The sequence below is a fragment of the Faecalibacterium sp. Marseille-Q3530 genome, from assembly GCF_017377625.1.
Lineage (GTDB): Bacteria > Bacillota > Clostridia > Oscillospirales > Ruminococcaceae > Faecalibacterium > Faecalibacterium prausnitzii_E.
Genome location: NZ_JAFREH010000017.1, coordinates 1 through 13,329, shown reverse-complemented (window position 1 = coordinate 13,329; position 13,329 = coordinate 1). Strand labels below are relative to the sequence as shown.

Genomic DNA, 13,329 nt, shown 5'->3' with positions numbered 1-13,329 from the left:
ATGAATATTACGACCATAAAAGAAAAATATGGAGCCTTATCATTACCAGTAAAGGCATCCTTATGGTATACGGTGTGCAATGTGATAAATAAAGGACTCGCATTGCTGTCAACGCCGATTTTTACCAGAATTATGACGGAGGAGCAATATGGCACATTTTCTGTTTTTCAGTCGTGGTATTCGATTCTGATTATATTTACTTCATTGAATGTTTTTCTTAGTGGATATCAGAAAGGGCTTATCTTATACAAGAACGACATACGGCGTTTTACATCAGCACAACTTGGATTGACAACGACCATTACAGTATTCGCTTTTGCACTGTATATTTTGAATGTTCCATTTTGGACGAAAGTATTTGATTTGCCCCCTGTTTTGATGTGTGCAATGTTTATAGAGCTTTTGCTCATGCCAGCATTGGAACTTTGGTCTGCACAGCAACGTTTTGATTATAAATATAAGAAGTTCGTTGCATTAACAATGGCCATGAGTGTTGTTTCGATTCTTGTGGGCGTTATTGCTGTTGTAACTGCATCCTATAAAGTTGAAGCTCGTGTGTTTTCCGATGTTGGAATAAAGGCCATTTTTTCAGGAATTGTTTTTGTACTGATTTTTATTACTGGAAAATGTTTTTGCAGTAAAGAATATTGGAAATATTCAATTGCGTTTAATCTTCCGTTGATTCCGCACTATCTGTCAAACTATATTTTGAACCAGTCGGATCGAGTCATGATAGGTCGGATGGTCGGAAATTCACAAGCTGCCTATTACAGTGTTGCATATACCATATCCACAGTTATGGTGCTGATAACAAATGCTATCAATAGTTCACTGACGCCATATATTTATAAATCAATTGCTTCTGATGAGAAAGGAAAAATAAAAAAAGCAACGCGGCCACTTGTTATTCTTGTGGCAGGATTGTGTGTTGTGACAATGGCTTTTGCACCTGAAGTTATTCGGGTATTTGCTGGAAAGAAGTATATGGATGCAATTTACGTTATACCGCCAGTTGCAGCGTCTGTATTTTTTATATTTTTATATTCCCTTTTCAGCACGATTGAATATTATTATCAAAAAACGGGTTTTATAGCGATAGCAACGTGCGTCTGTGCGGTACTGAATTTGGTTCTGAATTATTTTGGTATCAAAATGTATGGGTATTATGCTGCGGGATATACAACATTGATATGCTATGTCTGTTTGGCATTTTTTCATTATATCTTTTATAAAAAGGCTTTGAAAGAAGTAGGAAATGAGGAAAACATGTATGATGTAAAACTCATAGTATCCTTGTCAGCTATTGTAATAGCTATAATGATAATTATGGCTTTAACGTACAGCCAAACATGGATTCGATATGGCCTGTTGATTGCTATTGTATGTGTTTCGATTATTTTTAAAAACAAGATTCTTGAAGCGATTTCGGCATTGAGGAAGTAAGATATGAATCCAATAAAGTATTTACAAGAAAATGGTGTGAAACGAGCAATGAAAGTCCTTTATGATTATAAACTGGAACTTTTATTGGAAAAAATTGTGTTCGTTTTTACAAAACACAAAAATTTAAATGACGTCATTATGATAGAAAGCCATAACGATTTTGATTGTAATGGTGGGGCTTTTTACAACTATTTGATAAAAAATGGCTATAATAAGAAATATAAAATTGTTTGGCTGGTTCGAAAAAAAGCGAAATCTAAGTTCCCTACGAACGTTGAAACTGTGCCGTTATATGGTCCGAGTTTGAAAAAGGCATATTACGTTTGCACCGCAAAGTATTTTACATATGATTGCGAAAATGTCCAGAAAAAGCGTAAAGATCAATGTATGGTTTATTGTTCTCATGGCGCAGGTGGACTTAAAAATGCGAAAGGTAAACTTCATGTCCCTCCATATGTAGACTATATTTTGGTTCAATCCAAAGCGTATGCGCCGATTCAGGCGAATCAATGGTCTGTGACCTATCCGGATAAGAGAATTATAGCAATCGGCTATCCTGCACAAGATATTTTCTTTGATGAAAGTAAATCGGATGAGATACGAAAGATAACATCACGGAAATATAAAAAAGTGATTCTCTGGATGCCCACGTTCCGTAAAGGTGGCGGCTATCACAGAAACGACAGCAGAAAAGAACAAAAGCTTGGCATTCCACTGATCGAAACACAAGAACAGTACTTGAAATTAAACAATTATCTGGCCGAAAATGATGTTTTCTTGATTATAAAAATCCATCCAAAACAAGATTTGGAAAACCTGAAAATTAAGGATGAATCGAATATAAAAGTCTTGACTGGAGAGACAGTAAAGAAATTAGAAATTGATAACTATGCCTTAATGAAGTGCGCGGATGCTTTGATCAGCGATTATTCTGGTGCGGCATATGAGTATTTGCAATTGGATCGGCCCATTGGATATGTCTTGGATGACGTGAATGATTATATCGCAGGTTTTGTGGTTGAGGATATTCATACGTTAATTGCAGGAGCTGAAATATATAATTTCGAGCAACTGGAATCGTTTATTGTTAATGTTGTTTCTGAAAATGATTCCTTTAAGGAAAGAAGAGAAAAGATTAGGAACTATATTTATGAATATCATGATGCAAACTCTTCAAAAAGGCTGGCAGAACTACTTGGACTGTAACAGGTGAGGGACGATAGAATGTCAGATTATATTTTTTTGTTTGATATGGATTCAACGATTACGCAGAAAGAAGTGCTGCCAGAGGTCTCAAAACGAATCGGAAAACTCGAAGAAATGAGGAGATTAACGGAAGCTACAATGCGTGGAGAAATTCCATTCAGGACGAGTTTCCTGAATAGAGTAAAGATTTTGAGCGATATATCTGTAGCTGAGGTTAATCAAGTAGTTTCAGAAATTCCGTTAAATCCATACATTGCAGAGTTTATAGAACAGAATAGAGACCGTTGCTACGTTGTTACTGGAAATTTGGATGTTTGGATTAGTGGACTCATGAAAAAGCTGAAGATGGAGAATCATTGTTATTGTTCCAAAGCAGATGTTATAAATGACCGAATCTCAAAGGTCGTCAGCGTTGCGGATAAAGAGCTGATGGTTAGACAATTTGTGCAGCCTATGGTTGTCATTGGCGATGGAGACAATGATTCTGGAATGGCGCGAATGGCAGATATTGCGATTGGGTTTGGTGGCGTAAGGCCAATTGCACAGTCCCTTCTTAGAAATGCTGACTTTGCATTTTATGAAGATAAGAGATGCGCGGAATTTCTGTGGAAATTGCTGTAGGAGGACAATCTATGAGTTTTGACAAAAAGGATATTACAGTCATCATTTGCTGCGCAGGAATGGGAACAAGGCTTGGAATAGGGACAACGAAAGCTCTTGTGGACATTGCGGGAGAGCCTTTGATTATTCGAGAATTAAAACTGTTGAAAGAATTTGACGATATTCGTGTTGTGGTTGGCTTTGATGCGGAGCGTGTTATCAGTGTGGTAAAACAGTTTCGTAGTGATATTATGTTTGTTTGCAACTATGAATATGAACATAATGGTCCGGCAGACAGCGTAAAGAAAGCTTTATTAGGTGCGCGAAAATATGTTATTACGCTAGATGGCGATACGGTCATAAATCCAGATGATTTTAAACGTTTTGTTGATTTTTCGGGTGAATGTATAGCAGTGACAGAAAACGCATCAGACGAAACGATTGGTTCCAGCGTGCAGGATGGCAAAGTAATAGCACTCTCAAAAAAAGCAGGAAATATGCAATGGTCTGGAATTGCAAAAGTACATAAGTCTAAGCTATACGGGGACTCTTCGCATTTGTATGAAGTATTAGCACCGTATCTTCCAATGACAGCTTTTTCTATGCGATTAAAAGAAATCAATATTCCGAAGGACTATGAAAGTGCGATAGATTGGGTTTCTGCAGGGATGAGAGAGGAATAAAACAATGAAGGATTTAGTCATTTGCGTTCTAGGTGGAATGGGAACATATGCAACAATCAACCTTTTTAAGCAGTATGCAGAAGTTTTCCCGGCAGAAAAAGAATGGGAAAGACCTCGAATCGTTATCGACAATAGATGTACGATGCCAAGCCGAGTTAGGGCGTTTCTCTATCATGAAAATGTGGACAAATTGCTTGATGAAATGACAGATTCTATTGATTGTCTTTTGAAAATCGGGGGGGGGACAGCGAGAATTATTCTTGCTTGTAATACTTCTCATCTCTTCTTGCCAAAGATATTTGAAAGAATTCCGGAAGCAAAGAAAGCAGTCGTAAATATCATAGATTCCTGTGTAGATCAAATTGCCAACGATAATATAAAGCAAATTTATTTACTAGGCTCAGAAGGAACAATTGAATCCGAAGTATACCAAAAGGCACTTGCGCAGAAAGGTATTAAATGTCAGGTGCCTGAAAAAGAGCAATATGCACTTCTGCGAGAGTGTATTGAGGCTGTAAAACAAAACAAATATACAGATGAAGTTGAAAGTATATTTGAAAAACTTGTAGGCGAGTACGAGATGCCTGTTATTTTGGGATGTACGGAGTTGCCCATCCTTTATGAAAAATATAGAGATAACATTGAAGGGGTAGTATATGATCCGTTACAGATTGCGTTAAGACTGTTAAAGAAGGAATATGATTATGAGTAAAATTTTGACATTTGGAGTATATGATTATTTTCACTTGGGGCATTTGCGGCTGTTTAAGCAGTGCAAAAAATATGCGGATTATCTGGTTGTTGCTGTTCAAGATGGAAATTATATTAAAAAATATAAGCCGGATGCAGTAGTAATGTACACAACGGAAGAACGTGTTGAAATGCTGGAAGCATTGCGAATCGTTGATAAAGTACTTGTGTATGAGACGGTAAGCCCTGAATTTCTTGAAAAAGTGGATTTTGATATTCTTGCGCTAGGAGAAGATCATAAAGGTGGCCGTTTTGATGATGTAGAGCGATGGTGCGTTGCGCATGGCAAAAATGTGGTGCGACTAAAGAGAACCCCGGGTATTTGCTCATCTGAAATAAAACGGGAATTAGATAAAAGGTGTTAATAAAGTAAAAATTAGAATATAAAGTTAAATCAACGATAAATGAAAGGACTTATAACCCCCAAATTTACTATGAAAAAAGAATTGTATTGGCAAAGAGTAAGAGGCATTTGTATTTTGTCAGTTATAGGTATACTGTGTACTTAATTTTGCGGTTGTAGTAACAGGTCCCTATTTGATGGCTTTGTAATGAATAAGATCCTGCCCCAAAAGATGGCAAGCAGTTTAGGTATGTCGTAAAGTCTTTTACGAGCCCTCAAATATGTACTAGGAAGTTATGCCATTGATATTGATTGAAAAGTAGCATAGTGCTATACTAGAATCGTTTTTGAATTTTTATAAAGAAAATGAGGTATGTGTTTTATGCCCAGAACCAAAGGCAGCAAGAATAGGCCCAAAACTGTGACTGCTGATTTTGCAATGCAGATTGCAGAAAAGCAGTCCGCAAAGGATGCGCTCACAGCGGAAATCGCATCCATCACCGCAAACATTGACACTTTGAAGGCTGATTTGAAAGAGAAGAAGGCTGCTTTGAAGAAAGCCGAAAAAGAAGTAGCAATGCTGGAAACGAAGAAGGCAAGGGCAGATGCCAAGGCTGCTGAACAAGCAAAAAAAGCAGAAGCGGAATCCGTTCTGAAAAAACTGCTTGCCGAAGGCATGAGTGCCGACGAAATCCTCGCAAAACTGAAATAACACGAAAAACCCGTGATGGACAGGCATAACGCGCCGTTCATTACGGGTTTTAGAATTATGAGAACATAAGTTCATCCAACGGCAACATCAAACTGAAAATGTGCCGGAAGGTTGAGCTTTTTGATAAACGCATGGTGCTGGGCGTGGTAGTGACGTAGATCATATCCTAGATGATGCAGTTCCAGCAGCTTCACCAGCACCAGATTGAGGTGGATTCCCTTAGCAGCGGAAATTTGAGCAGCATCCAGCCCGCGCTTCGTCATTTGATAGACTTCATCACTGTCCAGCATCAGGTGGGATGTGAAAGCATTATGCTCGTAAAGAAGGATGTGCTTGTCCTTAATGGTCAGAAACTTGTTCAGGGTATGCAAGTCCATAAGTAGTTGATGTTCCAGATAATGTCCGAGTGCATAGCCGCACACCATCTGCTTCGTCTGTTTGTCCAGCTGGCGATTGATAAGGATCAATGGTTTGTCAAAATAGAGCGAAAGTAAACCCAACATATCTTTAATACGAGAGGTTTCACTGATGTCCAGACTGCAACTGCGCGCAATCTGTTTGATGTTGCGAGTTCCGGCATTTTGGACAAGTTCGTTGGCAGCTTGGTGAATAAACGCAGAATCCATAATGTAATCTCCTTCCGGGGATGGCATAGTGAATGGAACAGCGGTTTACAGGTTCATGATTCGTTCCTTTTCTCGTTTTTGTTCTCGGTACTTAAAATAGGCTTTGTGCATTTCATACATGATGCTGTCCATATCCTGCGGGGTCAACTCTCCGCTGGCAAATAGCTCAGTAAGCTCGAATGCGAGATGCTGGGCTTCTATTTTGCCCTTTTTTCCGTAGGCTTCGGCGGCACGTTCGATAAAAAAAGACTGATCCGGTTGCAAATAGGTCAAAGGTACATGGAATATATCGGCCATCTTTTCAAGCATTTCAATACTGCGAGGGTAGCGGCCATCACGCTCCCATCCGATGATCGTTCGTTTGTTGATACCCAGACATTGTGCCAATTCGTCCTGTGTTAAAGAATGTTTCTTTCGTAGATCGCGAACTTTCTCTCCAAATTTCATGTTTGTAACCTTTCTATGGAGTAGTTATCGTGCTGTAACAATGTGCAATGGAATTTGTAAATATTCAATCCGAAAGATGCAACGAATTTTCACATTTTCCTCTTGACACGACGACATGACTTGCTTATAATATATGCTATATTCTATCATCTTTTGGATTATTATACCGTAAAAATCGTAAATATGCAAGCTGAAAAAGGTGAAAAAAGAGCGGAAGTTCAAAAGGTGAAATTGAATAGAAGAAAAGAAGAAACTTAAACCAACACAAAGGAGGCCGTGAGAAGATGAGCAACGGAGAACATGAAATCCGCACCCCAAAGGGGCTGCGGATCGGGAATCGCAGTGTCGTTGATGGAAAGAATATGCTTCAGATCAAGCGTGGTGGCTGTGAAGATTATATTTCTGCTGAATCTCTGGTGGAGTGTATTCACGGCCTTCCCGTGAAGAGTATCGAATTTTTCACAGCAGAGAATCATCGGAAAGAAGCCTGAAGCAGGGAGCTTCATCGGACACTGAAAGCGCAGAGGTGGAATCTTAGGCGGCACGTAGTTAGCCGACCAGCTCCACCAGACGTTCTTTTGGGTCTACAATATAATATCTGTTTGTTAGAGCGATACCGTAGCAATATGTGATATAGGCCGGGACAGAATGAGCGAATGCAGCGCAGTAGTGCGCCTGCAAGTAGTTCATCCTGTTCCGGCTTTTTTTATTTTCTCGAAAATCTGTATTCCCAGGTGGCTCTACGGATTCATGTTAGTATAGGGACTTCAAAAAAATAGAAAACAGCAAGAGGAATCTTAGATTCCCGTTAAAAAAAACGGGTGAATCTGAGACGATTTTTGCTGCTTTTTTTCAGTTCACCCAGAGCCGGAAGGCAGAAAGGTGGACAAAATGCTTACATTGAAAAAGGTCAAGGAACTGGTAAACGCACCTGTACACACCAAGCGCGTACCCTCTCCAAAGGTGCTTTTGGAAGAAGGTCGGATTTTTCTGCGTAAAGAATTTGAGCATGGCAGTCATCTGACACTCTATCACAACGGCTATGTTTGGTTTTCTGCTGGAAAGCGCAATACTGTGTTCCATATCCATGACTGCCGTGGGGACTATGCCTACGGTGCATCAAAAGGAAAGGGCGAAGTGATTAAGGAAGAATACTTTGAAAACTGCGAGTGGCATATTCGCGCACTGTTTGAGGGCGAACAGAGAGTGGAGGAATCACAGCTGAAGTGCGAGGGCGTGGGGCAAACCAAAGTTTGTGTTTCGTATCATGCCGTAGCGGAAGATTGGGGCGAGATGGCGGATTCCACAATCAATATGCTGGATAGATTTATTGAGAAGGAAGCACTTCATGCAATGATGGCGGTTCTGACGAAAAAGCAGCGTAACCTGATCTACCAGAATTATGTTCTTGACAAGACCCATCAGGAAATTGCAGATGGTATGGGAATTGCACGCGGGTCGGTTACAAGGTCTGTCAATCAGGCACTTGAACGGATTCGCCGCAAATTTGATTTTGAAGCACATTATGAATTGGCAGTGGGAGACTTTACATGAAAAGGAAACAGCAGATGAGCAAGAATACCCGGCAAACAGAAAAAGTGGCAAGCGGTTCTCCTTATATCAATAGGTGCGGTGAATATACCATCGAGGTCGAATTTGCAGGCAGTAGTTCGTTGGAAAGCTGCATTGCAGCTTATCTCAATGAAAAATATCAAATTGAATAAAGATGAATGCTTCGATAATCCGTTAAAAATGAATGCGGGATAAAAAATTTCAAAAAATCTTTGGGAACTGTATCCCCCAAGGCCCCTTCAAATTCATATTAGTGTAAGGGTTAGAGAGAAGAGTACCTTACAAAGCTCCTTGACAACTGAATAAGCCATCCCAGAGAGATACTTCTGGCACTGAATGTGCATCCTGCGCGTCTTACCAGAGAAAACGCCGCTGAAATATGGGGCAGGAACGGGCTGGGGCAGAATGGCAAACTCAAATAACAGCAGATACACTGCGGTGGAGCATGGAAACGTGTTCCACCGTAGGAATGTACTGTTATTTCCAATAGTGCAAATCCAATCCGAATAGGGGGTGATGAATTTACATGGAGTACCCGTATTTCAAAGGTCTGGAAGCAGACCGATACAGCTTTTACCGTGTGCCGAAGGCACTGGTCAAGGCTGATCTGTTCCAGAAGATGTCCGGGGATGCCAAGCTGCTGTATGCTGTGCTGCTTGACCGTATGAGCCTTTCCATTAAGAACGGCTGGCAGGACAAGCACGGCAACGCCTACATTATCTGCACGATAGAGGAAGTCATGGACTCTATTCATTGTGCCAGACAAAAGGCAGTCAAACTGCTGGATGAACTGGAACAGGAGTTTCGGCTCATCGAGCGGCGCAGACAGGGACTTGGCAAACCCAATCTGCTGTATGTGAAAGACCTTTATGCGGGGCTTTCGCAATCGAACTACTGGAAGTATGAAAATCATACTTCCGGCGGTATGAAAACCGAACTTCCGGGAGTTCCAAAATCAAACGGAAGTAATACTGAGAAGATAAATAAGACAGATAATAGTGAAACTGATCTTATCTATCCGGCTGAATTGCAGGAAGAAGAACAGTACCGCCGCTATTTCAAGGAGGCTCTGGAACTGGAAATTCTGGAACAGGGCTATCCGGCAGATAAAGCGGTCCTGTATGAGATTCTGGAACTGCTGGTAGAAACTGTCACCAGCAGAAAGAAGTTCCTGCGCATTTGCGGGGAGGAAAAGCCGAAAGAGGTGGTGAAAAGCCGCCTGATGAAGCTGGATTCCTCGCATATCCAGTACATATTGGAGTGCTTAAAAGAAAACAGCACTCAGATTCGGAACATCAAGCAGTACCTGCTGGCAACACTCTATAACGCACCTGTGACCGTGGACAGCTATTATTCCGCACAGGTTCGGCATGAATTTGGGTGGGGCAGCAGAGTAGATAAGAACTAGGAGGACAACCCCATGAACATCGTATTCATGAGTATGGACACGCTGCCCTCTACGCTGTGGGCGCGTGATCTGTATGACCAGATGCACATTCGCAGCGATTTCCGCAAGTGGTTTCCGCGTATGTGCCAGTATGGTTTCATTGAGGGCCGCGACTACGAGTATATGCCCCGTGTCCGGCTGCAGGATGAAGGCGGGCGCACGGTGCAGCGGTATGTGAAAGACTACCGCATCACGCAGGACATGGCAAAGAAGCTCTGCAAACTGCACCACACGGCAGTCGGTGCGGCGTACCATCCGCAGCCGTTTGACTGGGATACACTGCTGGGCCTGCTGCATAAGAAGCCGCCGCGCCGGAGCAGCTATGAAGCGCAGCTGAGCGATTCCGATTCGCTGGTAACGACTACGCAGATCGCTAAAGAGTACGGCTGCGGAGCCAAGGTGTTCAATCGGTTACTGCATCTGCACGGCATCCAGTACCGGGCCAATGGCCAGTGGGTACTGTATTCGGAACACCACGGCAAGGGCTATACATCCAGCCTGACGTTCCGGCTCCAGCGCAGCGATGGTTCCGAGGTGGAAAAGCTGCACACGGCATGGACGCAAAAAGGCCGGAAGTTCCTTTACCATACTTTGAAGCGGCGTGGAGTGCTGCCGCTGGCTGAACAGGGAGGTTAAGCCTATGAATTTTACCGATAATCCGTTTGAACGCATGATGCGCCAGCGTCCGGGAACGGACAGCGGCCATCCCTGCAAGCACTGCCGGCACAAATGGGAGTGTGGCTATCTGCTGCACCAGTGCCGTAAGAAGTTTCGTTCGGTGCTGGTCGATACCGCACCGCCTGCGGCCGGGGCAGTCCGCCCCTGATGCAGCGGTGATAGATGGGAGGTGAGCAACCGTGCAGGAAGAAGTCAATGAGAAAACCATTTCGCTGTGCATCAAAGGAGGAAAAATCACGGCACAGATTTTGAAAGCAGCCCTGATAAAGCTGCTGGCAGAGATGGACAAGAAAAAGCAGCAGAAGAAAGGGAAAGGTCAATGCAAGAGAACAGGTAAGCAGAGCATCAAGAGCCTGCAAAAGAGCGGCGCGCAGATCACGAACATCGTGGTTACGGACAATAATATCAAGTCGTTTGACCGGGTGGCCCGGAAATATGGCATTGATTATAGTCTGAAAAAGGTGGAACAGGAGGGAAAAAGCGAATATCTGGTCTTTTTCAAGGCCAAGGACGTGGATGTTATGACCGCCGCTTTTAAGGAGTACACCAGCGAAACGCTGAAAAAGCAGAAACGCGAATCGGTGCGTCAGAAGCTGGAAAAGGTGAAAGAGGAACTTTCCAATCACCGTCAGCTCAAGAAAGAAAAGAAGAGGGAGCAGGAACCGATACGATGAAGAATCTGAAAAAACCTGCCCGCCTGCCGCGCAAAGCACCGTCCAACCAGACGGGCGGTACGGCTTGGGGCAAAAAACTGGCTGCAGAAATCAGCAGGATGGCGCAGGCAGCAGATATGAAAAAGCTGATCCTGCTGAATTTTCCGTACATCATCGCCTTTTACATGGTGGAAAAGGCCGCATGGCTCTACCGTCATTGCAATGGCGATTCCGTGATGGACAGGCTCATGGTTCTCTTTATGAACTTTGGTCTGGCCTACAAAAGTGCCTTGCCCAGCTTTCACCCGTTTGATCTGCTGGTAGGTCTGGTCGGCGCGGCTGTGCTGAAAGCAGTGATCTACTTCAAAGGAAAGAACGCGAAGAAGTATCGGCAGGGCGAGGAATACGGCTCTGCCCGGTGGGGCAACCAGAAGGACATCGAACCTTTTATTGACCCGGTATTCGAGAACAACGTCATCCTCACACAGACCGAACGGCTGATGATGAGTGGTAGACCAAAGCATCCGAAGTATGCTCGGAACAAAAACGTCATCGTAATCGGCGGCAGTGGCAGCGGTAAAACTCGATTTTACGTCAAGCCCAACTTGATGCAAATGCCCGAAAAGGTCAGCTATGTCCTGACCGATCCCAAAGGCACAATTATTGTCGAGTGCGGAAAGATGCTCTCGGATGCCGGGTATAAGATCAAAGTCCTGAACACCATCAATTTCAAAAAATCTATGCGATACAATCCGTTCCATTACATCCGCAGTGAGAAGGATATTCTGAAACTGGTCAATACCATCATCGCCAACACAAAGGGGGATGGCGAAAAATCTGGCGAGGATTTCTGGATCAAAGCGGAACGGCTGCTTTACTGTGCATTGATCGGCTACATCTGGTATGAGGCCCCGGAGGAGGAGCAGAACTTCTCCACCTTGCTGGAGTTCATCAACGCCAGCGAAGCCCGCGAGGATGACGAAAACTTCAAAAATGCCGTGGACGAGCTTTTTGAAGAACTGGAAAAGGACAAGCCGGAACACTTTGCTGTTCGCCAGTATAAAAAGTATAAATTGGCTGCCGGTGTTGTATGCTCTAAAAGACTTCTTAATCAAGCGGTTGGGAAGTCTCTTAGAACACACAACCTAAAACCGAAGAAAGGAGCGCAAGTTATGAGAAAAAACGAGAAAATCACTGCTCTGTACGAACGACTGAGCCGTGATGACTTTGGCAAAGATGATGACCAACAGCGTGAGAGCAATTCCATTTCCAATCAAAAAGCTATGTTGGAGGAGTTCGCCGCACGGCAGGGCTTTACAAACATTGTCCATTTCACAGACGATGGCATTAGCGGCACCTGCTTTGACCGTCCCGGATTTTTGGCAATGATGAAAGAGGTTGAAGCCGGGAATGTGGAGTACCTGTGTATCAAGGACATGAGTCGCATGGGTCGTGACTATCTGAAAGTCGGTCAGATTATGGAAATCCTGCGTCAGCGTGGCGTTCGCCTTATCGCCATCAATGACGGCGTGGACAGTGCCAGAGGGGACGATGATTTTACCCCTTTCCGCAACATTATGAACGAGTATTACGCCAGAGACACCAGCCGTAAAATCCGTTCCACTTTCCAGTCAAAAGGCAAGTCCGGCAAGCACCTCACAGGCACGGTCATTTACGGCTATCTCTGGAACGAAGCCAGAGACCAATGGTTGGTTGACCCCGAAGCCGCTGATGTGGTCAAGCGCATCTTTGCCATGACGATTGACGGCTACGGTCCGTATCAGATCGCCAGCAAACTGAAATCGGAAAAGGTGCTTATTCCGTCTGCTTACCTTGCCCAACACGGCGAGGGCGTGAACAAAAACAAGACTTTCAAAGATGTGTACGGCTGGGGTTCTTCCACCATCTGCAACATTCTTGAAAAGCGTGAATATCTGGGACACACCATCAATTTCAAGACCCGAAAGCACTTCAAGGACAAGAAAAGCCATTATGTCCCGGAGGACGAATGGACAATTTTCGAGAATACCCATGAGCCTATCATTGACCAGCAGACCTTTGACCTTGTGCAGAAAATCCGTGGGAATGTCAGACGCTACCCGGACGGCTGGGGCGAAGCAGCTCCCCTCACAGGCTTGCTTTATTGTGCCGATTGCGGCGGCAAGATGT

17 protein-coding genes are annotated in these 13,329 nt (G+C 43.5%); 15 read left to right on the top strand and 2 right to left on the bottom strand.

From position 1 onward, the window contains the following. From J3350_RS12120 to J3350_RS12090, 7 genes are all read left to right on the top strand, one after another. A complete protein-coding gene (locus tag J3350_RS12120; protein ID WP_207686793.1) occupies window positions 1-1,443 on the top strand; it encodes a lipopolysaccharide biosynthesis protein in 1,443 nt (480 codons plus the stop codon). A 3-nt stretch (window positions 1,444-1,446) separates the two neighbouring features. After that, window positions 1,447-2,649, top strand: a complete 1,203-nt coding sequence (locus tag J3350_RS12115) for a CDP-glycerol glycerophosphotransferase family protein (RefSeq protein WP_207686792.1) — start codon at window positions 1,447-1,449, stop codon at window positions 2,647-2,649. An 18-nt stretch (window positions 2,650-2,667) separates the two neighbouring features. Beyond that, entirely contained in the window at window positions 2,668-3,270 is a 603-nt protein-coding gene (locus tag J3350_RS12110) for an HAD family phosphatase (protein ID WP_207686791.1), read from the top strand. A gap of 11 nt (window positions 3,271-3,281) precedes the next feature. Then, window positions 3,282-3,932: an NTP transferase domain-containing protein gene (locus J3350_RS12105; RefSeq protein ID WP_207686790.1), complete on the top strand. Its 651-nt coding sequence runs from the start codon at window positions 3,282-3,284 to the stop codon at window positions 3,930-3,932. Window positions 3,933-3,936: 4 nt separating this feature from the next. Then, window positions 3,937-4,644, top strand: a complete 708-nt coding sequence (locus J3350_RS12100) for an aspartate/glutamate racemase family protein (protein WP_207686789.1) — start codon at window positions 3,937-3,939, stop codon at window positions 4,642-4,644. Further along, on the top strand, window positions 4,637-5,047 hold the full coding sequence (locus J3350_RS12095) for an adenylyltransferase/cytidyltransferase family protein (protein WP_207686788.1): 411 nt from the start codon (window positions 4,637-4,639) through the stop codon (window positions 5,045-5,047). Before J3350_RS12100 ends, J3350_RS12095 begins: the two co-directional genes overlap by 8 nt. A gap of 360 nt (window positions 5,048-5,407) precedes the next feature. Beyond that, on the top strand, window positions 5,408-5,737 hold the full coding sequence (locus tag J3350_RS12090) for a hypothetical protein (protein ID WP_207686787.1): 330 nt from the start codon (window positions 5,408-5,410) through the stop codon (window positions 5,735-5,737). A gap of 71 nt (window positions 5,738-5,808) precedes the next feature. Here J3350_RS12090 and J3350_RS12085 read toward each other — a convergent pair whose 3' ends face one another. Then, window positions 5,809-6,363 (bottom strand): ImmA/IrrE family metallo-endopeptidase, encoded by a 555-nt coding sequence (locus tag J3350_RS12085; protein ID WP_207686786.1) that lies wholly within the window; start codon window positions 6,361-6,363, stop codon window positions 5,809-5,811. Window positions 6,364-6,408: 45 nt separating this feature from the next. Beyond that, window positions 6,409-6,810, bottom strand: a complete 402-nt coding sequence (locus J3350_RS12080; protein ID WP_207686785.1) for a helix-turn-helix transcriptional regulator — start codon at window positions 6,808-6,810, stop codon at window positions 6,409-6,411. Between the two features lie 284 nt (window positions 6,811-7,094). Here J3350_RS12080 and J3350_RS12075 point away from each other — a divergent pair, with 284 nt between their 5' ends. From J3350_RS12075 to J3350_RS12040, 8 genes are all read left to right on the top strand, one after another. Next, window positions 7,095-7,301 (top strand): hypothetical protein, encoded by a 207-nt coding sequence (locus J3350_RS12075; protein WP_120120202.1) that lies wholly within the window; start codon window positions 7,095-7,097, stop codon window positions 7,299-7,301. 400 nt (window positions 7,302-7,701) lie between these two features. Then, window positions 7,702-8,364 carry a sigma-70 family RNA polymerase sigma factor gene (locus J3350_RS12070; RefSeq protein WP_242700279.1) on the top strand — a complete coding sequence of 221 codons (663 nt, stop codon included), beginning with the start codon at window positions 7,702-7,704 and terminating at the stop codon, window positions 8,362-8,364. A gap of 14 nt (window positions 8,365-8,378) precedes the next feature. After that, on the top strand, window positions 8,379-8,534 hold the full coding sequence (locus tag J3350_RS12065) for a hypothetical protein (RefSeq protein ID WP_207686783.1): 156 nt from the start codon (window positions 8,379-8,381) through the stop codon (window positions 8,532-8,534). A 374-nt stretch (window positions 8,535-8,908) separates the two neighbouring features. Further along, window positions 8,909-9,790 (top strand): DUF6017 domain-containing protein, encoded by an 882-nt coding sequence (locus J3350_RS12060; RefSeq protein ID WP_207686782.1) that lies wholly within the window; start codon window positions 8,909-8,911, stop codon window positions 9,788-9,790. Window positions 9,791-9,802: 12 nt separating this feature from the next. Beyond that, the gene (locus J3350_RS12055; RefSeq protein WP_207686781.1) at window positions 9,803-10,465 is read left to right on the top strand and encodes a phage antirepressor KilAC domain-containing protein; all 663 of its coding nucleotides are present in this window, start codon (window positions 9,803-9,805) and stop codon (window positions 10,463-10,465) included. Between the two features lie 4 nt (window positions 10,466-10,469). Next, complete coding sequence (locus J3350_RS12050; RefSeq protein WP_207686780.1) at window positions 10,470-10,655, top strand: hypothetical protein; 186 nt, start codon at window positions 10,470-10,472, stop codon at window positions 10,653-10,655. A 31-nt stretch (window positions 10,656-10,686) separates the two neighbouring features. Further along, window positions 10,687-11,181, top strand: a complete 495-nt coding sequence (locus J3350_RS12045; RefSeq protein WP_207686779.1) for a PcfB family protein — start codon at window positions 10,687-10,689, stop codon at window positions 11,179-11,181. A gap of 98 nt (window positions 11,182-11,279) precedes the next feature. After that, a partial coding sequence (locus J3350_RS12040) for a type IV secretory system conjugative DNA transfer family protein (RefSeq protein WP_207686821.1) occupies window positions 11,280-13,329 on the top strand: 2,050 nt, incomplete at its 3' end.